Source organism: Streptomyces sp. NBC_00572 (assembly GCF_026341815.1).
In the GTDB taxonomy this organism is placed as follows: Bacteria; Actinomycetota; Actinomycetes; order Streptomycetales; family Streptomycetaceae; genus Streptomyces.
In genome coordinates, this window is record NZ_JAPENX010000002.1 from 800,608 (window position 1) to 824,927 (window position 24,320).

At 72.0% G+C, this 24,320-nt stretch carries 12 protein-coding genes and 1 pseudogene; 12 read left to right on the forward strand and 1 reads right to left on the reverse strand.

Going from position 1 to position 24,320, the window contains the following annotated elements; translation table 11 throughout:
- The first annotated feature begins 129 nt into the window (after positions 1–129).
- Positions 130–1,740, forward strand: coding sequence for an ADP-ribosyltransferase domain-containing protein (locus OG514_RS35845; protein WP_266901968.1), 1,611 nt, complete (start codon positions 130–132; stop codon positions 1,738–1,740).
- 193 nt (positions 1,741–1,933) lie between these two features.
- Here the strand turns inward: OG514_RS35845 and OG514_RS35850 are convergent, their stop codons facing one another.
- A complete protein-coding gene (locus OG514_RS35850) occupies positions 1,934–4,081 on the reverse strand; it encodes a hypothetical protein (protein WP_266901970.1) in 2,148 nt (715 codons plus the stop codon).
- 292 nt (positions 4,082–4,373) lie between these two features.
- On the opposite strand from OG514_RS35850, the gene OG514_RS35855 reads away from it, so the two are divergent.
- From OG514_RS35855 to OG514_RS35905, 11 genes and pseudogenes are all read left to right on the forward strand, one after another.
- Entirely contained in the window at positions 4,374–5,741 is a 1,368-nt protein-coding gene (locus tag OG514_RS35855; RefSeq protein WP_266901972.1) for a ricin-type beta-trefoil lectin domain protein, read from the forward strand.
- 77 nt (positions 5,742–5,818) lie between these two features.
- Entirely contained in the window at positions 5,819–8,089 is a 2,271-nt protein-coding gene (locus tag OG514_RS35860; protein ID WP_266901974.1) for an RICIN domain-containing protein, read from the forward strand.
- A complete protein-coding gene (locus tag OG514_RS35865; RefSeq protein WP_266901976.1) occupies positions 8,086–9,348 on the forward strand; it encodes a ThuA domain-containing protein in 1,263 nt (420 codons plus the stop codon). Before OG514_RS35860 ends, OG514_RS35865 begins: the two co-directional genes overlap by 4 nt.
- A 106-nt stretch (positions 9,349–9,454) precedes the next feature.
- Positions 9,455–10,218 (forward strand): annotated as a pseudogene (locus OG514_RS35870) (IS5 family transposase).
- A 420-nt stretch (positions 10,219–10,638) separates the two neighbouring features.
- Complete coding sequence (locus tag OG514_RS35875; protein ID WP_266902313.1) at positions 10,639–12,147, forward strand: MFS transporter; 1,509 nt, start codon at positions 10,639–10,641, stop codon at positions 12,145–12,147.
- Positions 12,148–12,192: 45 nt separating this feature from the next.
- Positions 12,193–14,514 carry an alpha-N-acetylglucosaminidase gene (locus OG514_RS35880; RefSeq protein WP_266901978.1) on the forward strand — a complete coding sequence of 774 codons (2,322 nt, stop codon included), beginning with the start codon at positions 12,193–12,195 and terminating at the stop codon, positions 14,512–14,514.
- 17 nt (positions 14,515–14,531) lie between these two features.
- Positions 14,532–15,137, forward strand: a complete 606-nt coding sequence (locus tag OG514_RS35885; RefSeq protein WP_266902315.1) for a maleylpyruvate isomerase family mycothiol-dependent enzyme — start codon at positions 14,532–14,534, stop codon at positions 15,135–15,137.
- A 199-nt stretch (positions 15,138–15,336) separates the two neighbouring features.
- On the forward strand, positions 15,337–19,254 hold the full coding sequence (locus OG514_RS35890) for a Pls/PosA family non-ribosomal peptide synthetase (RefSeq protein ID WP_266901980.1): 3,918 nt from the start codon (positions 15,337–15,339) through the stop codon (positions 19,252–19,254).
- Between the two features lie 44 nt (positions 19,255–19,298).
- A complete protein-coding gene (locus tag OG514_RS35895) occupies positions 19,299–20,711 on the forward strand; it encodes a M1 family metallopeptidase (RefSeq protein WP_266901982.1) in 1,413 nt (470 codons plus the stop codon).
- Between the two features lie 263 nt (positions 20,712–20,974).
- Positions 20,975–22,141: an L-rhamnose isomerase gene (rhaI, locus tag OG514_RS35900; RefSeq protein WP_266901984.1), complete on the forward strand. Its 1,167-nt coding sequence runs from the start codon at positions 20,975–20,977 to the stop codon at positions 22,139–22,141.
- Positions 22,142–22,227: 86 nt separating this feature from the next.
- The gene (locus OG514_RS35905) at positions 22,228–24,267 is read left to right on the forward strand and encodes a bifunctional aldolase/short-chain dehydrogenase (RefSeq protein ID WP_266901986.1); all 2,040 of its coding nucleotides are present in this window, start codon (positions 22,228–22,230) and stop codon (positions 24,265–24,267) included.
- Positions 24,268–24,320: the final 53 nt, after the last annotated feature.

Below are 24,320 nucleotides of genomic sequence, written 5' to 3' on the forward strand. Positions count from 1 at the left end.
CCGCAGACCGGCACCGCACAGGGCGGGAAGGCCGGCGATGACCTCACCGAATCCGTACAGCATGCCGGTGGGCCCGAGGGGGCGGCCGGTTCGAGTTCTGGGAGTTCTGTCCTCGTGAAGGATGTCGACATGACCGCCGCCGGCGGTACGGGTTCCTCCGCAGGGGACCCGCTGGGCCTCGCCGACCTGTTCACCGGGGGCGGCGAGCCGTGGCTTCCGCTGCTGGCTCCGGTGATCGAGGCACAGCCGGGGGCCGCCGACTTCATCGGTCCCCAGCGCAGCCCGGAGGTCGTGCCGGTGCGCGAGTTGACCTTCCAGGCGTTGAAGCCGCATCCGCCGCAGAAGTGGAAGGTGGTCGCGTTCGGGCAGAACCCGTACCCACGGGCGGAGAGCGCGACCGGCATCGCGATGTTCGACAACACCTTCAACGACTGGAAGGACAGCCAGTTCGGCCGGGTGGTCAGCATGCGCTGCATCATCAAGGCGGCGGCGATGTGGAAGTACGGCATCGTGAAGAAGACGCCGATCGCCGACGTCCGCGCCCTGCTGAAGAAGGAGGACACGGTCGCGCCGCCCGAGTGGTTCCAGGCGATGCTCACCCAGGGCGTACTGCTGCTGAACGCGTCCCTGACGGCGAGTGCGGACGGGGCGCTGCCGACCGATCGGCACACCTCCTTCTGGCGGCCCGTGGCCGAGCAGATCGTCGAGGAGATCCTCCGGGCGAAGCAGGACGCCGACGAGGAGGACCGGGGTGTGGTGTTCGCCTGGTGGGGCGCGCACGCACGCAGCCTGAAGAGGGTCGTCCAGCGGCTGGAGAAGAAGTACCCGGGGGTCGCGGTCCGGCACCTCGACCATGCGAATCCGGCGGCCCAGGGGGACATCTTCTGCGAGGGGGACCACCTCGCCCAGGTGAACGACGCCCTGGCGGCGGTGGGGGCCGAGCCGATCGACTGGCTGCCGCGGAAGGGCTGGGACCGGAAGGCGGCTGGGGCGGCCGGCGGTTCGGAGGGCGACGGAGTCGCGGAGCGGATGGGGGCGTTCATCGCTTCGACGATGGAGCTGCACCAGCTGTATCTGGAGCGCCTCACGAGCGTCAAGGACGAGGGACTCGTCCTGCCGGCCGTCACCGGTGTGTTCGACACGCCGCTGATGGACTTCCGCAAGGCCGTCGAGCCGGTGTCGCAGGTCCTCACCCGGCTGGACCGGCACATCGAGCGGTCGAGCCGGTTCGGGGAGGAGGCGTCCGGGGACGGGCTGTCCGCCGACGCGATCTCGGCGCTGCACCTGTACACGTGTGAGTCGGCGTTCTACCGCGAGATCAACGCGGTGCTGCGCTCCCCGGACCGGGAGCGGCTGGTGCCGTACCTGCCGTACCTGCGGCTGCTGTTCTCCGCGATGGAGGCACTGCCGGCGCAGACGCGGCCGTTGTGGCGTGGCGTGGCGCTGGATCTGCGGTCCCAGTATCCGGTCGGGCAGACGGTGACCTGGTGGGGCGTGTCGTCGTGCACGTCCGAGCTGGGCGTGGCCCGGGCGTTCCTCGGGAGCCGTGGCAGGCGGACCTTGTTCGAGGTCACACCGGCGCGGGCGGTGGCGATCCGGCGGTTCTCCGCCTTCACCGGAGAGGAGGAGTTCATCCTCGCACCGGGCACCCAGCTGAAGGTGACGGAGGTGAAGGCCGAGCGTGGGGGGCTGTGCACCGTGCGGCTGACGGAGCTGGAGGGTCAGGGTCTGGTGTCCTAGGCCGTGACCGGAAGGTAGGGCCAGGCGGAACCCTGGGGACACGGCCAAGGGGTGCCTTGTCGATCAGGCCTGATCAGCCGCGAGCCCGGACTGATCGGCAAGGCATCCCTCGGAACGGTCCGGGCTGATCGGCGAAGCACCCCCGGTTCTGCCTGTCGCCGCCATCGGAGCGTCCCGGGCGGGCACTCGTCGATCAGGGAGCTTCAGCGGCCGTGAAGGTGGTCATCAGCGCCCGGGCGCGGGTTCGGAGGGCTTCGTCGTCGTGGATGATGCGGTCTTCGACTCCGGAGCGGACGACCCTGGCGTCGCCGTCGGCCAGCTCGGCGAGTCGGCGCAGGTGGTCCGTGGTCAACGCGGTGGAACCGAGGGCTTCCAGGGCGTCGCACGCTCCTGTCGGATCGGCGTCCTGTTCGGCGGAGCGCAGGGCCGCCTCGGCGAGCGCGGTGCGGTCCAGCGAGGCGGGGTCGGCCACGGCCGTGAGCGCCACCACCGCTGCCGGGGCCTGCACCGGATCGTCGAGGACGGCTTCCAGCCGGGCGGCGAGCGGCCGCCCCGCCGGGCCGAGGAGCGCCGCCGCGCGGGCGGCGCGTACCACCGACCACCGGGACCAGGAGCTGCGCTCGGCGCGGGCGAGGACCGAGTCCAGAACTGCAGCGGCCTCGTCCGCGTCTCCGGTGATGCGCCAGAGCGCCTCGGCGAGAGCGGTGTCCGTGTCCAGCGCGGGCGTGGTGGTGCTGTCGGAGTCGCTGAGCGCCTCCCGCAGGGCCGGGGCCAGCGCCGCTCCCAGGGGACCGAGCGCGCCGAGGATCCCGGCCTCCCAGCTCATGTCGCGGGCGCCGGACCGAAGTTCGCGTTCGAGACAGCGCAGCAGCGGCGCGGACTCGCCGACGAGCGTGTGCAGGGTTTTCGCCGCGTGCAGCACTCCCCGTTCGGCCGCTGCCCTCAGGCACGTGACGGCGCGGGTACGGTCCGGTGGAGCGCAGGCTTCGGCGACGGACGCGATGGCCCGGGCCGCCTGGCTCGGATGGTGCGGAAGCGCCGCGCACAGCTCGGGCAACGCCGACGCGGCGTCGGCGCCCCACCCGGCCAGCAGGTTGGTCAGCTGCCACGGTTCGTTGCCGGTCAGGGAATCGGGCCGGGAGAGGCGGTCGCGGACCGCGTCGAGGAGCCCCTTGTCGAAGGGGAGGGCGGGATCGACCGGCTTCCGGAGTCCGGTGGCCGTGCCGAGGGCCCGTGGGCGGTGCCCCAGACCCGCGGTCAGCAGGGGAAGCGCCTGGTCGGGTGCGACGAGCACGAGCGCCGCCAGGGCCCGGTCCGCATGGTCGTCGTCCTCGCGCGGGTTTCGTCCGGCGAGCGGGGCGAGGACGTCCGCGGCCGGTGCGGCGACGCTGCCCAGCCGGCCGAGGAGGGACGCGATGTCGACCACGGACTCCTCGTCGACGGCCGCCGCGCGCAGGCCCGGCACCAGCCGTGACGGAGCGCTGCGGGAGAGCATGCAGGCGCGGTCGGCCGCCCAGAGGCCTTCGGCCCGCACTTCGGCCCGGCCGTCGCGCAGGGCCGCGTCGACCAGGGCGAAGGCGGCCTCGCGCTCCGGCTCGCGGCCCCTTTCCAGGAGTGCCTCGACGACGGCGGGCAGCGGTTCGGCGCGTTCCAGGTCGAGGTCGGAGTACAGCAGTTCGGCGGGCAGCAGGGACAGCATCGTCGTGTGCAGCGTCTCGGTCCACGGGGCGTCCGCGTCGAGGTGGGCGAACACGGCGGCCATGCGCACCTCGTCGGCCTGGGACGGGCCCAGTGCGGTGGCGGCCGCCTCCAGTCCTGCCCGTGGGTCGAGCCGGGCGATCCCACCCAGGACCGCCGCGCGAGCGGTGGGTTCGCCCTCCGCCTCCCAACGCGCGCGCAGCGGGGACAGCGCGATCCCGGTCACGCGGGCGTGGGAAATGGCCCAGGCAGCGATCCGGCGGATGTCCGGCTCGGCCGCGGCCAGCAACGGGAGGAGCAGGGGCAGCTGTCGGGCCACCGCCGCCCGCACCGCGCCCGGCGCGACGTCGTGCTCGTCCTCGCTCTCGGCCATGCCGCCGAGCAGCCCCAGGACGTCCGCCGAATGGTGCCCGGCCGCCGCGATCCCGGCAAGGAACGGGACCGCTTCCGCGCTGGCGGAGTAGACCGTCCCCTGGTGCAGCACACACCCGTACAGCTCCGACAGCGCCTTGTCCGCCGCATCCGTGTCGGTGCCGGTCAGCGCCTTCAGCAGACCGGGAACGTCCTCCGCGCTGCCGTACGCGTGGGTGAAGGAGCGCCAGGGGCGGGTGTCCAAGCCGTCGAGGGGACGTACGAGATCCATGCGGAACATCGTGCCAGCCGCGTCCGACGGTCAGCACTGCCGCTTCTGTCGTCAACACTTCACGCCAGCTCCCGACAAAACCCAACTCGCAGCGCCTCCAAGGGCGTTGTGCGTTCAAGGCCTGAATGCGCGAACTCTTGACGTGCCTGGTTCAGACCTTTACTTTTGCCGATCAGAAAGTGGAATGGCGTTCATGTCCTTGAACTGCCTGGTCGACCCGGTAGATCCGCGGTGGGCGTCGGCGCCCGGCCGCGTCCACCGACGAACCCTCCGCCACCCGAGAGGACCCCACATGCACCGGACCCGTCTGCCACTCACCGTGGCCGCGCTCGCCCTCGCCGCCGGTGGTCTCACCGTCGCCACCGACGCCCCCGCGGAAGCCGCCGCCGGCCGGATCACCGGAATCGGCGGCAAGTGCGTCGACGTCGCGGGGGCCAACACCGCGAACGGCACCCCCGTCCAGCTCTACGACTGCAACGACACGACCGCCCAGACCTGGGACGTGGGCGCCGACGGCACCGTCAAGGCCCTCGGCAAGTGCCTCGACGTGACCTCCGGCGGCACGGCGAACGGATCGACGGTCCAGCTCTGGGACTGCAACGGCTCCGCCGCCCAGCGCTGGACGGTGACCGCCGCCCGCGACCTCGTCAACCCGCAGGCCGACAAGTGTCTTGACGCCACGGGCAACAGCTCGGCCAACGGCACCCGGCTGCAGATATGGACGTGTACCGGTGCGGCCAACCAGAAGTGGACGGCTCCCCCGGCCGGCGGCACCGGCCCGGCCCCCGGCGGCACCATGGCCGTCGCCCCGTACCTCTACAACGGCTGGGGCAGCCCGCCGAGCCCGACGACCGTCATGAACGCCACCGGCGTCAAGTGGTTCACGCTCGCCTTCGTCCTCAGCAACGGCTACTGCAACCCGCAGTGGGACGGCGGCCGCCCCCTCGTCGGCGGCGTCGACCAGCAGACGGTCAACACGGTCCGGGCGGCCGGCGGCGACGTCATCCCGTCCTTCGGCGGGTGGAGCGGCAACAAGCTGGAGAGCTCGTGCTCCAGCGCGGGCGAACTCGCCGCCGCGTACCAGAAGGTCATCAACGCGTACGGCCTGAAGGCCATCGACATCGACATCGAGGCCGCCGCCTACGACAGCCCCACCGTCCAGCAGCGCACGGTCGACGCCCTCAAGACGGTCAGGGCCGGCAACCCCGGCCTGAAGGTGTACGTCACCTTCGGCACCGGCCAGAACGGCCCCGACACCAGCCTCATCAACCGCGCCGCCGCAGCCGGCCTCACGGTCGACAGCTGGACCATCATGCCGTTCAACTTCGGCGGCAACGGACAGAACATGGGCACCCTGACCGTCCGCGCGGCCGAGGGGCTCAAGACCGCGGTGAAGAACGCGTACGGCTACAGCGACGACCAGGCCTACCGCCACACCGGCATCTCCTCGATGAACGGCGTCACGGACGTGGGCGAGACCATCACCCAGGCCGACTTCCGCACCATCCTCGGCTACGCGCAGCAGCGGCACCTGGCCCGGCTGACCTTCTGGTCCGTCAACCGCGACCGGCCCTGCACCGGCGGCGGCGCCGACACCTGCTCCGGCATCGGACAGCAGGCCTGGGAGTTCACCCGGATCCTCGCCGCCTACAACGGCTGATCCACGGCCCCGGCGCCCCTCCCCTGCGCCTCCGCAGCTCCGTGTCTCTCCCCCTTCCCCTCCGTCCAAGGAGCCCCATGCCCGCCCCCGCCCCGCTTCCTCCGTGGAACGCCGCGCCCCGGCGCCCCGCCCGTGCCCGTCCGCGTCCCCACCGCCTCGCCGCGGCCCTGGCCACCGGCACGGTGCTCTGCTCGGCCCTCGTCGCGCTCTCCCCCGCCTCCGCCGCACCCGCCGCCAAGGCCGGGATCACGGCGGCTGCCGAAGTCCCCACCGGCCTGGTCACCGTCGTCAACTCCGGCAGCGGCAAGTGCCTCGACGCCCGCGCCGCCTCGACCGCCAACGGAACCGCCGTCCAGCAGTACGCATGCAACGGCACCACCGCCCAGCAATGGAACATCGCACCCACCTCCGACGGCCACGTCCGGATCGGCAGCAGCACCGACTCCGCCCAGGTCGTCGACGTGAGCGACGTCTCCACCGCCGACAACGCCGCCGTCCACCTGTGGACCTACGGCGGCGGCCTCAACCAGCAGTGGCGGGCCGTCGACGAGGGAGGCGGCGCCTTCCATCTCGTCAACCGCAACAGCGGGAAGTGCCTCGACGTCCCCGCCGCGTCCACCGCCGACAGCGTGCAGCTCGTCCAGTACACCTGCAACGGCACGGCCGCCCAGCGCTTCCAGGTCACGCCCGTCAGCACCGCGCCCGGGGACGTCGACCTCGGGCCGAACGTCGTCGTCCTCGACCCCTCGATGCCCTCCGCAACCGTCCAGGGCCGCCTGAACACGATCTTCCAGCGCCAGGAGACCAACCAGTTCGGGCCGGAGCGCTACGCCGTCCTGTTCAAGCCGGGCACGTACAACAACGATGTCAACGTCGGCTTCTACACCCAGGTCCTCGGGCTCGGCCAGTCGCCCGACGCCGTGACGATCAACGGCGCCGTGCACGTGGAGGCCGACTGGTTCCCGCCGCAGAACGCGACCCAGAACTTCTGGCGCGGCGCCGAGAACCTCTCCGTCAACCCCACCGGCGGCACCGACCGCTGGGCCGTGTCCCAGGCCTCGGCGTACCGCCGGATGCATGTGCGCGGCAACCTCGAACTGAGCGACGGCGGTTGGTCCAGCGGCGGATTCATGGCCGACACCAAGATCGACGGCCAGGTGCGGTCCGGCACCCAGCAGCAGTGGCTGACCCGCAACTCCCAGCTCGGCTCCTGGACGGGGTCGAACTGGAACATGGTCTTCGTCGGCAGCCAGGGCGTCCCCGGCACGAGCTTCCCCAATCCGCCGCACACGACCGTGGACCGCTCCCCCGTGGTCCGCGAGAAGCCCTTCCTCACCGTGGACGCCGCCGGCGCCTACAAGGTCGTCGTGCCCGCCCCGCGCACCGACTCCACGGGCACCACATGGGCGGCCGGCGGCACCCCCGCCGGGACCCAGCTGCCCATCGACCGCTTCCACATCGTGAAGCCGGGCGCGACCGCGGCCCAGATCAACGCCGCCCTCGCCGCGGGCAAGGACCTCCTGGTCACCCCCGGCGTGTACCACCTCAACGAGACCCTCCGGGTCACCCGTCCCGACACCGTGGTCCTCGGGCTCGGCCTCGCCACCTTCGTCCCCGACAACGGCGTCACGGCCATGACCGTCGCCGACGTCGACGGGGTGAATATCGCGGGTGTCCTCTTCGACGCCGGTACGGTCAACTCGCCGACCCTGCTGGAGCTGGGCCCCGCCGGATCGTCCGCCTCCCACGCCACCGACCCGACCTCGCTCCACGACGTGTACTTCCGCGTCGGCGGCGCGGCCGTCGGCAAGGCCACCACGAGCCTGGTCGTCAACAGCGACCATGTCATCGGCGACCACCTGTGGGTCTGGCGCGCGGACCACGGCACGGGCGTCGGCTGGAACACCAACACCGCCGACACCGGCCTCGTCGTCAACGGCGACGACGTCACCATGTACGGCCTGTTCGTCGAGCACTACCAGAAGCACCAGACCGTCTGGAACGGCAACCGCGGCCGGACGTACTTCTACCAGAACGAGATGCCGTACGACCCGCCCAACCAGGCCGCCTGGATGAACGGTTCGACCCAGGGCTACGCCGCCTACAAGGTCGCCGACTCCGTCACCAGCCACCAGGCCTTCGGACTGGGCAGCTACTGCTACTTCAACGTGAATCCCGGCGTCACCGCCGAGCACGCCATCGAGGCCCCCAACCGTCCCGACGTGCGTTTCCGGAGCATGGTCACCGTCTCCCTAGGAGGGACCGGCACGATCCGGCACGTCGTCAACGACCGCGGCGGCCCGTCCAACTCCTCCACCAACGTCGCGAACCTGGTGAGCTACCCATGAGACGACACCTGATACGGCTCCTCGGCCTGATGGCCCTCGTCCTCGGCGCCGTCGCACCCGCCCAGGCGGCCCCGGCCGCACCGGAGTTCAAGGTACTCGCGTTCTACAACGGCACCTGGGACGCGGCCCACATCGACTTCGTCAAGGAAGCCAACGACTGGTTCCCGCGCACCGCGGCCGCCAACAACTTCAGCTACACGGCGACCACCGACTGGAACCTGCTCGCCAACGGCGGCGTGGACGCGTACGAGGTCGTCGTCTTCCTCGACGACGCCCCGCAGAGCGCCGCCCAACGCGCGGGATTCGAGCGGTACGTACGGGGCGGCGGCGGCTGGCTCGGCTTCCACGTCTCGGCGTTCACCACCAACGCCTCGGGCTGGAACTGGTACTACAACCAGTTCCTGGGCAGCGGGAACTTCCGCTCCAACACCTGGGGCCCGACCACGGCCCTCGTGCGCACCGAGAACGCGACCCACCCCGCGGCGGCCGGGCTGCCCGCGACCTGGACCTCGGCCGTCAGCGAGTGGTACAGCTGGTCGAACAACCTGCGAGCGAACCCGTCCATCAAGGTGCTCGCCTCGGTCGACCCGGCCGGCTTCCCGCTGGGCACCGACCCGAACCAGACCTGGTACAGCGGCGACTACCCCCTCGTGTGGACCAACACGCAGTACCGCATGCTGTACGCCAACTTCGGCCACAACGCCATGAACTACAACACCGACACCCGGCTCTCCTCCACCTTCGCCAGCCCCACCCAGAACCGTCTCCTGACCGACGGCCTCAAGTGGCTGGCGGGCACCGGCACCACCCCACCGCCGGGCCCCTTCCCGGGGGACTCCTGGTACGCGCTGGCCGCCGAGGCCAACGGTCTGTGCGTCGACGTCCGGGCGGCGGGCACGGCCAACGGCACGCCCGTCCAGCAGTACACCTGCAACGGGACCCAGGCCCAGCAGTTCCGCTTCACCCCCACGACCGACGGCTACAGCCGCATCGGCGTCCGCCCCGCGCCCCAGCAGGTTCTCGACGTCACCGACCGGTCGACCGCCGACGGCGCGCCCCTGCAACTGTGGTCCTCGTCCGGCGGCACCAACCAGCAGTGGCTGCCGGTGGCCGAAGCCTCCGGCCGGTACCACTTCGTCGCCCGCCACAGCGGCAAGTGCCTGGCCACCACCGGCACCGGCACGGTCGGCGTCCCTCTCGTCCAACGCCCCTGCGACGGCTCCCCGTCGCAGAGCTTCCGGCCCACCGCGGTGCCCTAGGCCGTGTCCGTAAAGTCGATCGCTCGTTGCTCTGTTCGTGGTGCGTCGACATGAACTGACGGATGAGTCGTGGGCGTTGATCGCTCCTTTGCTGGCGCCGGGCCGGATGGGCCGGCCGGTGCGGGACCGGCGCCAGGTGGTGAACGGGATCCTGTGGAAGTTGTCCACCGGGGCCGCCTGGCGGGACCTGCCCGAGCGTTACGGCCCGTGGAAGACGGTCTACGAACGCTTCCGGCACTGGTCGGCCGACGGCACCTGGGACCGCCTCCTGGCCCACGTCCAGCAGCACTCCGACGCCGTCGGTCAGGTCGACTGGACGATCGTCTGCGTCGACTCCACGACGGTGCGAGCCCACCAGCACGCGGCCGGCGCCCGAAAAGGGGGCCCTGGGAAGGGGAAGCCCTCGGCCGGTCACGCGGCGGGCTGACCAGCAAAATCCACCTGGCCTGCGACGGACAGGGCCGGCCGCTGGCGTTCACGCTGACCGGTGGGAATGTGAACGACTGCACGCAGTTCGAGCCGGTCATGGACCGGATCAAGGTCGCCCGGCCGGGGCCGGGACGGCCCCGGACCCGGCCCGGACGCGTCGTCGCCGACAAGGGTTACTCGGCCCGCAAGATCCGCGCCTACCTGCGCAGGCGCGGGATCGCCTGCACGATCCCGGAGCGGATCGACCAGATCAACGGACGCATCCGCCGCGGCGAAAGCCTTTGTCGCCTCGACAAGGCCGCCTACCGGCGGCGCAACGTGGTCGAGCGCTGCTTCAGCTTGCTCAAGCAGAACCGGGCCCTGGCCACCCGCTACGACAAACGCGCCGCCCACTTCCAGGCCATGGTCACCCTCGCCTGCCTACGGCTCTGGCTCCCATGACTTTCCGGACACCCCCTAGGGGGTGTCTTGTCGATCAGGCCGGGCTCGCGACGCCTGGCACCGCGCCTCGCCGCGTTGTCGTCGGTCGGCATGGCTCCGCCATGCCTCCCTCCTCCGCCTTGCGATGCGTCCCCTCGGCCCCTGCGGGCCTGGGGAGACCCCATGCACCAGCCGCCGCTCCCTGATCCGGCCTGATCGACAAGACACCCCCTAGGCACCACACCCGCACCGAGGCCCCCATTCGGAGGCACCCCACCCACACGGTTCACCCTTCCGGCGCCGCCGCCCCCCGGGCGGCGGCCTCGGCATGCACGCCCGGTGCCCCGGGACGATCATCCGTACATGGCAGGTACTCCCCCACTCCCCGCTCCGACCGGCACCATCACCGAGGCGCCCCGCCAGAAGCTGGCGCTCGCGGCCATGCTCTTCGCGGTGTCGATGACCTTCATCGACCAGACCATCGTGTCGATCGCCGCCCCGAGCATCACCGACGAGCTCGGCCTCTCCGCCTCCGGAATGCAGTGGGTCGTCAACGCCTACCTGCTCTCCCTCGCCGCGTTCTTCGCGCTCGGCGGCCGGCTCTCCGACCTCTTCGGACACCGCCTCGTCATGCTGATCGGCACCCTGGTCTTCGTCCTCTCGTCAGTGCTGTGCGGATGTGTGCCGACCGGCGGCCTCGCACAGACCTGGCTGATCGTCTTCCGTGCCACCCAGGGTCTCGGCGCCGCCCTGATGTTCCCGGCGGCGCTGGCCGTCGTCATCGCCGTCTTCCCCGTCGAGCGACGAGGCCGGGCCCTCGCGCTCTTCTTCGGGCTCTCCGGCGCCCTCACCGCCGTCGGCCCCCTGCTCGGCGGCTGGCTGACCGCGTGGACCTGGCGGGCGATCTTCTGGGTCAACGTGCCGGTGGCCGTCGTCGCCATCGTGCTCGCCCTGCTGGCCCGGATCCCCGAGAGCCGTCGGTCCGAGCGACTGGACGCCGTCGGCGCCGTGCTCGTCGCCGTCGGGATGGGTCTGAGCGTGCTGGGCTTCCAGCAGGCCTCGTCCTGGGGCTGGGGCAGCTTCGCGACCTGGGCCTGTGTCATCGGCGGCCTGCTCGTTCTGGTGCTCTTCTTCGGTTACGAGCGGCGCACCACCCACCCGCTGATCGACTTCGACGTCTTCCGGGACCGGGCCTTCACGGTCGACAGTCTCGTGCTGTTCTTCGCGATGCTCGCCTTCGTGCCGGTCTTCTTCTTCTCGTCCGTGTACGCCCAGGTGTCGCTGAGCGCCTCGCCGAACCAGGCCGCGCTGTTCCTGCTGTACTTCTTCATCGGCTTCGGCATCGCCTCGCAGTGGGGCGGCAGGATCCTCGACAAGCGCGGTGCCCGGCCTGCGATGAAGCTCGGCTGCGCACTCGGCGCGGTCGGGTTCTACCTCTGGGCCCAGAAGATGACCGACCTGTCGATGCACGACCAGTGGCCGTACGCGGCCATGGCGGGCGCCGGCATCGGCTTCCTGCTCGCGCCGGCCTCCACCGACGCCGTCAACCGGGCCATCGGCGCCTCGTACGGCGAGGTCACGGGGATCACCCAGACGATCCGCAACTACGCGGCCGCCATCGGCATGGCCGTCTTCAGTACCCTGCTGGCCCATGTCTCCACGGACCGCATCACCGCCACGCTCCAGGACCGCGGCCTGCCGGCGGCCGAGGCCTCAGCCACCGCGGAGAAGGTCGCCGAGGCGGTCACCGGTCACCCGGACGGCCAGGGGCCGACCGGTGACGGGCCGGTGGCGAAGGCCCTGCAAGGCGCCGGGGACGCGATCCGGATGGACTTCGCCGAGGCCAACCAGTGGGTGTTCTACGGCATGGCGATCGCCCTGACCGTGGCGTTCCTGTGCGCACTCGCCCACCCCGGGACGCGGGTCACCGAGCGCACCCCGGAGAGCTGACCTCCGACCCCCGTCGCCGACCTCTTCCCCCCAGCAAGGAGCCATATGGGCCGCCGCCTGATCCTTCGATGCCGTACCGTCCTCACGGCCCGCTGCCGGAACGTCCTCACCCCCCACCGGCGTACCGCCCTCGCCGCCACGGTGCTCGCCGCCATGACGGCGGCCGCGCCCGGGATGCCACTGCCGGGCACCACCGCCTCCGCGGCCGCGACACCTGCCTCCGTCACCCCTTCGGCGGCCCTCGGCCCGTCCGGCACCTTCGACCCGGCGCCGGCCCGGGCGAGCCTGGAGCGCCTGCTGCCCTCCCGGGCGGAGCAGTTCACCCTGGTCCCGGTCGAGGAACCCGCCTCGGGCGACTACTTCTCGGTGTCGGGCGAGGCCGGGGCGATCCTCGTACGGGGCACCTCGCCGGCCACCCTCCTCACCGGGGTCGGCTGGTACCTGGAGCGGGTCGCGGGCGTCGACATCGGCTGGCCCGGGTCCAGCGTCGGCCGGCTGCCCGGCACGCTCCCGGCGGTCACCGGGACCATCACCCGGTCGGCGGCCGTGCCCCACCGCTACGCCCTCAACGACACCGACGAGGGGTACTCCGGGGCCTACCGCGACTTCGCCTCCTACCGGCACGACATCGACCTGATGGCGCTGCACGGCGTCAACGAGGTCTTCGTCCCGACGGGAGCCGAGTACCCGTACTACCGGGCACTCCAGGAGTTCGGCTACGACGCGGCGGAGTTGCGCGACTGGATCCCCGCCCCGGCCCATCAGGGCTGGTGGCTGCTGCAGAACCTGTCGCACTTCGCGGGGCCGGTCTCGGAGCAGCTGATCGAGGCCCGCGCGACCCTCGGGAGCCGGATCGCGGGCCACCTGCGTTCCCTGGGGATGGCGCCCGTGCTGCCGGGCTTCTTCGGCACGGTGCCCCCGGACTTCGCCGCGCGGAACGACGGCGCGGTCACCGTCCCGCAGGGCAGATGGGTGGGTTTCGACCGGCCCGACTGGCTGGATCCGACCGGCCCGGTCTTCCCCCGTCTGGCCGCCGCCTACTACCGGTTCCAGCAGGAGCGGTTCGGTGCCGGAGACATGTTCAAGATGGACCTGCTGCACGAGGGCGGGATTCCCGGCACGGTCGACGTCGCGGCGGCCGCCGGGGCCGTCCAGCGGGCCCTGGAGGCCTCGCATCCCGGCGCCACCTGGGTCATGCTCGGCTGGCAGCACAACCCGACGCCCGCCCTCCTGAGCGGGGTCGACCGCAACCGGGTGCTGATCGTCGACGGCCTCTCCGACCGCTACGACGGGCTCGACCGCGAGACCCAGTGGGACGGCACGCCGTACGCCTTCGGCACGATCCCCAATTTCGGCGGCCACACCAGCATCGGCGCCAACACCGGCGCGTGGGTGGACCGCTTCCACACCTGGCTCGCCAAGCCGGACAGCGCGCTGCGCGGCATCGCGTACCTCCCCGAGGGCACCGGCGGGAACCCCGCCGCGTTCGACCTCTTCACCGAACTCGCCTGGCAGCCGGACCCGATCGACCAGAAGAGCTGGTTCGCCGCGTACGCCGCCCGGCGCTACGGCGGTGCGGATCCGCATGCCGCCGCCGCGTGGGAGGAGCTGCGCCGCGGCCCGTACAGCATGCAGACCGGCACCTGGAGCGAGCCGCAGGACGGCCTCTTCGCGGCGCGGCCGAGTCTGACGGCGGCCACCGCCGCGAAATGGAGCCCGAAGGCCATGCGGTACGACGCGGCCACGGTGGAGCGGGCGCTCGCGGAACTGCTGAAGGTGGCCCCCCGGCTGCGGGCCACGGACGCGTACCGCTCCGATCTCGTGGACGTGGCACGGCAGGCGCTGTCGAACCGCAGCCGGGTCCTGCTGCCCCGTATCAGGGCCGAGTACGAGGCCGGCGAGCTGGCGTCCTTTCGGGCGCTGGTACGGGAGTGGCAGGCGCACGAGGAGCTGCTCGGACGGCTCGTCGGCTCCGACCGGCGGTTCCTGGTCGGTCCCTGGCTCGCCGACGCGCGTTCCTGGGGCGCCGACCCGGCCGAGCGGGACCGCCTGGAGTACGACGCCCGCTCGATCCTCACCACCTGGGCCGACCGGGGACAGAGCGAGACGGGCGGTCTGCGCGACTACGCCAACCGTGAATGGTCCGGCCTCGTCCAGGACGTCTACGCACCCCGCTGGGCCGCCTACTTCGCGAGTCTGGACAGCGCGCTCGTGAACGACACGGCGCCGGTCGCCGTCGACTGGTTCGCCAGGGACCACGCGTGGGCACAGGGCCACCAGCAGTACCCGACGACACCGACGGGTGATCCCGTCGCCCTGGCGGGCGAGGTGCAGACGGCCCTGACGGCGACGAGGGAGAAGGCGTGACCGAGGAAGTCTGGCCGATGGTGCACGCCGAGCGTGCGGCGCTGATCGGCGACCTGGCCCGTCTTGAGGACGAGCGGTGGCTGGAGCAGTCGCTCTGTGACGGTTGGACGGTGCACGACGTGCTCGCCCATCTGGTCGACAACGCCCGCACCACGCGCCTCGGTTTCGTGAAGGGCATGGTCCTCGCGCGGTTCGACTTCGACCGCCAGAACAGGCGCGGTGTGGAGCGCGAGCGCGCGGCCACACCGCGGGAGACCCTGGAGCGGTTCCGTCGGGTGTCGTCGAGGACGTCGGCCCCGCCGGGGGCCCTGGACAGCCGGCTCGTCGAGGAGATCGTCCATGGCGAGGACATCCGTCGGCCCCTGGGTCTCGCCCGCGGCTACCCGTTCGAGGCCGTCGTCAGGTCCCTGCGTCTCCAAGCGCGTACGCCGGTGTCCTTCGGCGGTGCCAAGGAGCTGCTGACCCGGGTCCGACTCACGGCGACGGACGCCGACCTGACGCTGGGAACCGGGCCGGAGGTGAACGGCCCCGCGCTGTCCCTCCTGCTGGCGGTGACGGGGCGTCGGGCGGTACTGGACGACCTCCGCGGCCCGGGCGTCGCCACGCTGTCGGCCGGCGCCTGAGCTGCCGGACGGTGGTGCGGGGGACCCCGTACCGCCGTCCCCTTTACCGTCCCGAACCGGCCACGCGCAAGACGTCGGCCGGAGAATCCTCGCCGGCGCATTAGACTGGCGGGCTGTTTGGCGTCGGACCGGAACAACCTGGGCAGACCCGGGCTCCGCCGACGACCCGGACGTTGCCGGGAACGAGACGCGAGGTCCGATGGCAGCCACATCCGAGCACGGTGACACCACTCTGCTCCACGACGGGGACGCGTGGGAGGAGGAGTCCGGAAAGTCCGCCCGGTTCTCCGCCGGGCCCGCGGCCCCGGTGCGCACCCTCGTCGACATCTTCGAGGCATCCGTCCTGGCCCACCCCGACGAGCTCGCCCTGGACGACGGCACCACCCGGCTGACCTACCGGGCGCTGGCCGTGGAGGTCGAACGCCGGCGGCGTGCCCTGGCGGCCGCCGGAGTGGGGCTCGGCGACCGGGTCGGCGTCCGGGTGCCCTCCGGGACGAACGAGCTGTACGTGGCCATCCTCGCCGTGCTCGCCGCGGGCGCCGCCTATGTGCCGGTCGACGCCGAGGACCCGGACGAGCGGGCCGAGCTCGTCTTCGGCGAGGCAGGCGTACGCGCCGTCGTCGGGCCGGAGCAACGAATCGACACCGTAGGGCCCTTGGAGGACCCGGGACACCGCACCCCCGCCGTACGGCCCGGCCCCGAGCACGACGCGTGGATCATCTTCACCTCCGGATCCACGGGCAAGCCCAAGGGGGTCGCCGTCAGCCACCGCAGCGCCGCCGCGTTCGTGGACGCGGAGGCCGCGCTGTTCCTCGTCGAGGAGCCGATCGGACCGGGCGACCGGGTCATGGCGGGGCTCTCCGTCGCCTTCGACGCCTCCTGCGAGGAGATGTGGCTGGCCTGGCGCTACGGCGCCTGCCTCGTGCCCGTCCCCCGGTCCCAGGTGCGCAGCGGCGCCGACCTCGGGCCCTGGCTGGTGGAGCAGGAGATCACCGTGGTCTCCACCGTGCCGACCCTCGCCGCGCTCTGGGATCCGGAGACCCTCGACGAGGTCAGGCTGCTGATCTTCGGCGGCGAGGCCTGCCCGCCCGAGCTGACCCAGCGTCTGGTCACCGAGGGCCGCGAGGTGTGGAACACGTACGGCCCCACCGAGGCCACGGTCGTGGCGTGCGCCTCCCTCCTGACCGGTGAGGAGCCCATCAGGATCGGTCTGCCGCTGAACGGCTGGGAACTGGCCGTGGTCGACGAGTCCGGCGAGCCGGTGCCGATGGGCGGCAGCGGCCAGCTGGTGATCGGCGGCGTCGGGCTCGCCCGCTACCTCGACCCCGAGAAGGACGCCGAGAAGTACGCCCCGCTGGAATCCCTCGGCTGGGAACGGGCGTACCGCAGCGGTGACCTCGTCCGCGCCGAACCGGAGGGCCTGGTCTTCCTCGGCCGCGGCGACGAGCAGATCAAGCTCGGCGGGCGCCGCATCGAGCTGGGTGAGGTGGACTCCGCGCTGCAGGCCCTGCCGGGCGTCGCGGGCGCGGCCGCCGCCGTCCGCACCGCGCGCAGCGGCAACCAGCTGCTCGTCGGCTACCTCGTCACCCAGGACGGCTGGGACCACGCGGCGGCGGTGGAGCGGCTGCGCGCCGAACTCCCCGCCGCCCTCGTGCCGCTCCTCGCACCCGTCGCCGAGCTGCCCACCCGTACGTCGGGCAAGGTCGACCGGGACGCGCTGCCCTGGCCGCTCCCCGACCAGGAGACCACCGGTCCCGCCGAGCAGCTGTACGGCACCGAGGCCTGGCTGGCCGAGCAGTGGAGCGAGACCCTCGGGGTGGCTGTCACCGACGCGGCCGACGACTTCTTCGCGATCGGCGGCAACAGCCTCGCCGCCGCCCAGCTCACCACCCGGCTGCGCACCCGCTATCCGAGCGCGGCCGTCGTCGACATCTACCAGCAGCCCACCCTGCGCAAGCTGGCCCGGCGCCTGGAGAAGTCCGTCCAGGACGACGGCGCCGTACGGACCGTCGCGCCGGTTCCGCTCCGGGCCCGGCTCCTCCAGACCGTCCTGCTGCTCCCGCTGTTCACCGTGGTCGGGCTCCGCTGGACGGTGGCGCTCCTCGCCCTCGGGAACGTCCTGCACCGGTTCGGTCCCTACCCGTGGGTGCCGACCGCCTCGTGGTGGCTCGTCGCCGTCGGCGCGGCGCTGCTCTTCAGCCCGCCCGGCCGGCTCGCGATCGCGGCGGGCGGCGCACGCCTGCTGCTTCGCGGGGTGAAGGCGGGACGCCACCCGCGCGGCGGAAGCGTCCACCTGCGGCTGTGGACGGCGGAACGGCTGGCCGAGTGCGTCGGCGCGACCTCCCTCACCGGCTCCTGGCTGGAACGCTACGCGCGGGCCCTCGGCGCCAAGGTCGGCCCCGAGGTGGACCTCCACTCGCTGCCGCCGGTCACGGGCATGCTCAAGCTCGGACGCGGCTGCGCCGTGGAGTCCGAGGTGGACCTCTCCGGGTACTGGCTGGACGGCGACCGGCTGGAGATCGGCCCGGTGAAGGTCGGCGCGGGTGCGGTGGTCGGCACCCGCAGCCTGCTCTTCCCCGGGGCGCGGGTCGGCAAGCGGGCCGAGGTGGCCCCCGGTTCGGCCGTGGCCGGGCAGATCCCGACCGGCCAGCGCTGGGCCGGAGCCCCTGCGGGCAAGCTCGGCAAGGCCAAGCGGAACTGGCCCAAGGAGCGGCCGGCGCGTGCGGTGCGCTGGCGCGCGGTGTACGGAGCGACCGGCTTCTTCCTCACGGCTCTGCCCGTGCTCGCCGCCCTTCCCGCCCTGCTGGTCGTGAGCCGCTTCGTGCCCGCCGACGCCGGGCTCGCCGAGGCGCTGACGGGCGCGCTGCTCGCCGTGGTGCCCGGGGCGCTCGCCTACGGGTTCGCGTACGCGTCGCTCGTGCTGGTCTCGGTACGGCTGCTGAGCCTCGGGCTGCGCACCGGAAGCCATCCGACGCACAGCCGGGTCGCGTGGCAGGCGTGGACGGTCACGCAGCTGATGGACCTGGCGCGGGAGACGCTCTTCCCCCTCTACGCCGGGCTCATCACTCCCGTCTGGCTGCGGCTGCTCGGGATGAAGATCGGCCGGGGCGCGGAGGTGTCCACGGTGCTCGCGCTGCCGAGCCTCACCACCGTCGGCGAGGGCGCGTTCCTCGCCGACGACACCCTGACCGCCCCGTACGAGCTGGGCGGCGGCTGGGTGCGGATCGGGCACTCGGAGATCGGCCGCCGGGCGTTCCTCGGCAATTCGGGCATGACCGCGCCGGGCCGCACGGTGCCGGACGACGGTCTGGTCGGCGTGCTGTCGGCGACGCCGAAGAAGGCCAAGAAGGGCAGCTCGTACCTGGGCCTGCCTCCGGTGAAGCTGCCGCGGTCGGCGGCGGACTCGGACCAGAGCAGGACGTACGAGCCGCCCGCGCGCCTGCTGTGGGCGCGCGGCCTGGTGGAGCTGTGCCGGCTGCTTCCGGTGTTCTGCTCGGCCGCCCTGGCGGTCCTGACCGTGGCGGCGCTCTGCGCCCTGGCCACGGCCACCGGTCTGGGGATCTGGGGCACCGCGCTGCTGTCGGGGGCGGTCCTCCTCGCCGCCGGTGCGGCGGCGTGCCTGGTCGCCGTGGCCGCCAAGTGGCTGCTCGTGGGCCGGCACCGGACGGGTGAGCACCCGCTCTGGTGCGGGTTCGTGTGGCGCAACGAACTGGCCGACACGTTCGTCGAGGTGCTCGCCGTGCCGTGGCTGATCGGAGCGGTGCCGGGAACACCGGTGCTCGCCCTGTGGCTGCGCGGGCTCGGGGCACGAATCGGCCGGGGCGTGTGGTGCGAGAGTTACTGGCTGCCCGAGACCGACCTGGTCGTGCTGGGCGACGCGGTCAGCGTGAACCGCGGCTGTGTGTTGCAGACTCACCTCTTCCACGACCGGATCTTGAGGACGGATACTGTGGTCCTCCGCGAGGGTGCCACCTTGGGCCCGGGCGGAATCGTCCTGCCCGGCAGTACGGTCGGGGCCCGCAGCACGCTGGGTCCCGCCTCTCTCGTGATGGCCGGGGAATCCGTCCCCGCCGACACCCGCTGGCTGGGCAATCCGATCGAGGCGTGGCGGGCCTGAACGGGCAGCACGAGCACAGCACAGGGCAGGGAGCGGAAGCGGCAGTGAGCGGCCAGCGGACAACGGCATCGGACCCGTACTTTCCGGACCACGGCGACTCCCGGTACCGCGTGCACCGGTACGAACTCGCTCTGGAGTACCGTCCCGGCCCCAACCGGCTGGCAGGGACGGCCCGGCTCAGCGCCATCGCCGGGCGGGCGCCGCTCACCGAGTTCCACCTCAACCTCTCCGAGTTCAAGGTGGGCCGGATCCTGGTGGACGGCCGGGCGCCGCACTACGCCCACCGCGGCGGCAAGCTCCGCGTCCGGCCGGCGAAGCCGCTGCCCGCGGGTGCCGCCTTCACCGTCGAGGTGCACTACGCGGGCAACCCCAAGCCGGTGCGCAGCCCCTGGGGCGGGCTCGGCTGGGAGGAGCTGACCGACGGCGCGCTGGTGGCGAGCCAGCCCGTCGGCGCGCCCTCCTGGTACCCCTGCAACGACCGGCCCGCCGACAAGGCCTCGTACCAGATCTCGGTCAACACGCCCTCCGCGTACACCGTGGTGGCGGGCGGCCGGCTGCTCACCCGTACGACCAAGGCCAGCACGACCACTTGGGTGTACGAGCAGTCCGCGCCCACCTCCAGCTATCTGGTCGGTCTCTCCATCGGCATGCACCAGACGGTGCTGCTCGGGGATCCCGGGCTCGGTGGGGTGCCGCAGAGCGCCCATGTGCCGGCGCACCTCCTGCCCCGCTTCTCCCGCGACTTCGCCCGGCAGCCCGCCATGATGCAGCTGTTCGAGGAACTCTTCGGTCCCTACCCGTTCGGCGAGTACGTGGTCGTCGTCGCTGACGAGGAGCTCGACGTCCCGGTGGAGGCCCAGGGCCTCTCCCTCTTCGGGACCAACCATGTCGACGGCGCGCGCGGCTCCGAGCGCCTCGTCGCCCACGAGCTGGCGCACCAGTGGTTCGGCAACAGCGTGACCATCGCCGACTGGCGGCACATCTGGCTGAACGAGGGTCTGGCCAAGTACGCCGAGTGGCTCTGGTCGGAGCGCTCCGGCGGCCGTACGACGCACGAGCTCGCGGCCGCCGCGCACCGGATGCTGGCGCGGCACCCGCAGGACATGAAGCTCGCCGACCCCGGCCGCAAGCTGATGTTCGACGACCGGCTGTACGAGCGCGGGGGTCTCACCGTGCACGCGGTCCGCTGTGCCCTGGGTGACGGCGCCTTCTTCCGCATGCTGCGGGACTGGGCCACCGTGCACCGCCACGGCGTGGTGACCACCGCGGCCTTCACGGCCCACGTGGCCCGCTACGCGACCGAGCCGGTGGACCAGCTGCTCACCGCCTGGCTCTACCAGCCGGCCCTTCCTCCCCTGCCCTCCCCCCACGGCTCCGCGTCGATACCGGAACGCCCCGCGTACCCGCCCACGAACGGCGGATCCGGATCCACGGGCCGGGGCAGGGCCTCCGCGTAGCGACGCGGGCGACGACAGCGGGCGGGTGGGACCGCGCGGGGTCGGCTCTCCGTTCTGATCTGACGCCGTCGGCGACCCGTCCCCGGTCGGCACCCGCTCGGACCTCGGCATGAAATGTTTCATTCGCGCGCCCGGATGCCGGGGTCGCCCGCCCGACCGGTCATGAGCCCACGTCTGCCGACCGGTCAAGAACCTTGACGACCATCACCTCCGGAGCTAGCTTCCACTCACGTAATGAATCGATTCACTAGTCCGAGGTGACCATGCCTGACATAGCCGCCGTGAAGGCCGCGCTCGCCGGCCAGCGGATCGAGACACCCTCCTGGGGCTACGGAAACTCCGGCACCCGGTTCAAGGTGTTCGCGCAGCCGGGCGTACCGCGCACCCCGCAGGAGAAGCTGGACGACGCGGCGCAGGTCCACGCGTTCACCGGCGTCGCCCCCAAGGTGTCCCTGCACATCCCGTGGGACAAGGTCGACGACTACGCGGCTCTCGGCGCGTACGCCAAGGAGCGCGGCCTCGAACTCGGCGCGATCAACTCCAACACCTTCCAGGACGACGCCTACCGGCTGGGCAGCGTCTGCCACCCGGACGCCAAGGTCCGCCGCAGGGCCGTGGACCACCTGCTGGAGTGCGTCGACATCATGGACGCCACCGGTTCGAACGATCTGAAGCTGTGGTTCGCCGACGGCACGAACTACCCCGGCCAAGACGACATCGTCGCCCGCCAGGACCGGCTGGCGGAGGCGCTGACCGAGGTGTACGGGCGACTCGGGGACGACCAGCGGTTGCTACTGGAGTACAAGTTCTTCGAGCCCGCCTTCTACACGACGGACGTGCCCGACTGGGGCACCTCGTACGCCCACTGCCTCAAGCTGGGCCCGAAGGCGCAGGTCGTCGTGGACACCGGGCACCACGCCCCGGGCACCAACATCGAGTTCATCGTGGCCTTCCTCCTGCGGGAGGGAAGGCTCGGCGGCTTCGACTTCAACTCGCGCTTCTACGCGGACGACGACCTGATGGTCGGCTCCGCCGACCCGTTCCAGCTCTTCCGGATCATGCACGAGGTCGCCCGGAACGGCGGCCTGGATCCCGCCACGAACGTGGCGTTCATGCTCGACCAGTGCCACAACATCGAGGCGAAGATCCCGGCCGTCATCCGCTCCGTGACGAACGTGCAGGAGGCCACCGCCAAGGCGCTCCTCGTCGACACCGACGCCCTCGCCGCCGCGCAGCGGTCCGGTGACGTGCTGGGAGCCAACGCGGTCCTGATGGACGCGTACAACACCGACGTACGGCCGCTGCTGCGCGAACTGCGGGAGGAGCGAGGCCTCGCCCCCGATCCCGTCACGGCCTACACCGCCTCCGGTCGGCAGGAGCGGATCGCGGCCGAGCGGGTCGGTGGGGAGCAGGCGGGGTGGGGGGCCTGACCGACGCGTTCCGCCCCGTCGAGCACGGGGCTTCCACTCCCCCGCCTTCTCTCACCGCACGTTCTCTTCCGAAGGGCTGATCCCGCATGGCTACCCACCCCGAAGTCGCCGCGCTCCTCGACCGCGCGCACCGGCTGGGCTCCGACCCGCGCAACACCAACTACGCGGGCGGCAACGCGTCCGCGAAGGGCGCCGTCACCGACCCGGTGACCGGCGGCGACATCGAGCTGATGTGGGTGAAGGGCTCGGGCGGCGACCTCGGCACGCTCACCGAGGACGGCCTCGCCGTGCTGCGGCTCGACCGGCTGCGGGGGCTCAAGGAGGTGTATCCGGGGGTGGAGCGCGAGGACGAGATGGTCGCCGCGTTCGACTACTGCCTCCACGGCAAGGGCGGCGCCGCCCCGTCCATCGACACGGCCATGCACGGTCTGGTGGAGGCCGCTCACGTCGACCACCTCCACCCCGACTCCGGAATCGCCCTGGCCTGCGCGGCGGACGGTGAGGCGCTGACCAAGGAGTGTTACGGGGAGAAGGTGGCCTGGGTGCCGTGGCGACGTCCGGGGTTCCAGCTCGGTCTCGACATCGCCGCGATCAAGGAGGCCAACCCCCGGGCGGTCGGTGTGGTCCTGGGCGGGCACGGCATCACGGTCTGGGGCGCGAGCGCCGAGGAGTGCGAGAACAACGCCCTGTGGATGATCCGTACGGCGGAGACGTTCCTCGCCGACCGGGGCAAGGAGCAGCCGTTCGGCGCGCCGCTGGAGGGCTACGGCGCGCTGGACGCGGAACCGCGCAGGGAACGGGCCGCCGCCCTCGCGCCCGTCATCCGGTCGCTCGCTTCCCAGGACCGGCCGCAGGTCGGGCACTTCACCGACTCCGAAGCGGTCCTCGACTTCCTCTCCCACGACGGTCACCCGCGTCTCGCCGCCCTGGGCACCTCCTGCCCGGACCACTTCCTGCGGACGAAGGTCAGGCCGCTCGTCCTCGACCTGCCCGCCACGGCCGAACTGGGCGAGGCCGTCACCCGGCTGAAGGAGCTGCACACCGCGTACCGCGAGGAGTACGCCGCCTACTACGCGCGCCACGCCACCACCGGATCCCCCGCGATGCGCGGCGCGGACCCGGCGATCGTCCTGGTCCCCGGCGTCGGCATGTTCTCCTTCGGCAAGGACAAGCAGACCGCCCGGGTGGCCGGCGAGTTCTATGTGAACGCGATCAACGTGATGCGCGGCGCAGAGGCGGTCTCCTCGTACGCGCCGATCGAGGAGTCGGAGAAGTTCAGGATCGAGTACTGGGACCTTGAGGAGGCCAAGCTGCGGCGCATGCCGAAGCCGAAGCCGCTGGCCACCCGGGTCGCCCTGGTGACGGGCGCCGGCTCCGGCATCGGCCGGGCCATCGCGCAGCGGCTGGTCGCCGAGGGCGCGTGCGTGGTGGTCGCCGATCTGAACGGGGAGAACGCGGCGGCCGTCGCCGAGGAGCTCGGCGGTCCGGACAAGGCGGTGGCGGTCACCGTCGACGTCACCTCCGAGGAGCAGATCACGGAGGCGTTCAAGGCCGCCGCCCTCGTCTTCGGAGGCGTCGACCTGGTCGTCAACAACGCGGGAGTCTCCATCTCCAAGCCGCTGCTCGACACGACGGCCGGGGACTGGGACCTGCAGCACGACATCATGGCCCGGGGGTCCTTCCTCGTCTCCCGCGAGGCCGCCCGCGTCATGGTCGAGCAGGGGCTCGGCGGCGACATCGTCTACATCGCCTCGAAGAACTCCGTCTTCGCCGGCCCGAACAACATCGCGTACTCCGCCACCAAGGCCGACCAGGCCCACCAGGTCCGGCTCCTCGCCGCCGAGCTCGGAGAGCACGGCATCCGCGTCAACGGCGTCAACCCGGACGGGGTCGTGCGCGGCTCCGGCATCTTCGCCGGCGGCTGGGGCGCCCAGCGGGCCGCCACCTACGGGATCGAGGAGGAGAAGCTCGGCGAGTTCTACGCCCAGCGGACCCTGCTCAAGCGCGAGGTGCTCCCCGAGCACGTCGCGAACGCCGTCTTCGCCCTCACCGGCGGCGAGCTCAGCCACACCACCGGTCTGCACGTCCCCGTCGACGCGGGGGTCGCGGCGGCGTTCCTGCGCTGACGGGCACGCTGCGATAGCCCTGGAGCCGGCGGTCGCCGAACCGACGCCGACCG

Excerpts from the sequence above, each read along its gene's own strand:
- OG514_RS35875 (WP_266902313.1), top strand. The coding sequence starts at position 10,639 with ATGCTCTTCGCGGTGTCGATGACCTTCATCGACCAGACCATCGTGTCG.
- OG514_RS35880 (WP_266901978.1), top strand. The coding sequence starts at position 12,193 with ATGGGCCGCCGCCTGATCCTTCGATGCCGTACCGTCCTCACGGCCCGC.
- OG514_RS35885 (WP_266902315.1), top strand. The coding sequence starts at position 14,532 with ATGGTGCACGCCGAGCGTGCGGCGCTGATCGGCGACCTGGCCCGTCTT.
- rhaI (WP_266901984.1), top strand. The coding sequence starts at position 20,975 with ATGCCTGACATAGCCGCCGTGAAGGCCGCGCTCGCCGGCCAGCGGATC.
- OG514_RS35845 (WP_266901968.1), top strand. The coding sequence starts at position 130 with ATGACCGCCGCCGGCGGTACGGGTTCCTCCGCAGGGGACCCGCTGGGC.
- OG514_RS35890 (WP_266901980.1), top strand. The coding sequence starts at position 15,337 with ATGGCAGCCACATCCGAGCACGGTGACACCACTCTGCTCCACGACGGG.
- OG514_RS35905 (WP_266901986.1), top strand. The coding sequence starts at position 22,228 with ATGGCTACCCACCCCGAAGTCGCCGCGCTCCTCGACCGCGCGCACCGG.
- OG514_RS35860 (WP_266901974.1), top strand. The coding sequence starts at position 5,819 with ATGCCCGCCCCCGCCCCGCTTCCTCCGTGGAACGCCGCGCCCCGGCGC.
- OG514_RS35850 (WP_266901970.1), bottom strand. The coding sequence starts at position 4,081 with ATGGATCTCGTACGTCCCCTCGACGGCTTGGACACCCGCCCCTGGCGC.
- OG514_RS35855 (WP_266901972.1), top strand. The coding sequence starts at position 4,374 with ATGCACCGGACCCGTCTGCCACTCACCGTGGCCGCGCTCGCCCTCGCC.
- OG514_RS35865 (WP_266901976.1), top strand. The coding sequence starts at position 8,086 with ATGAGACGACACCTGATACGGCTCCTCGGCCTGATGGCCCTCGTCCTC.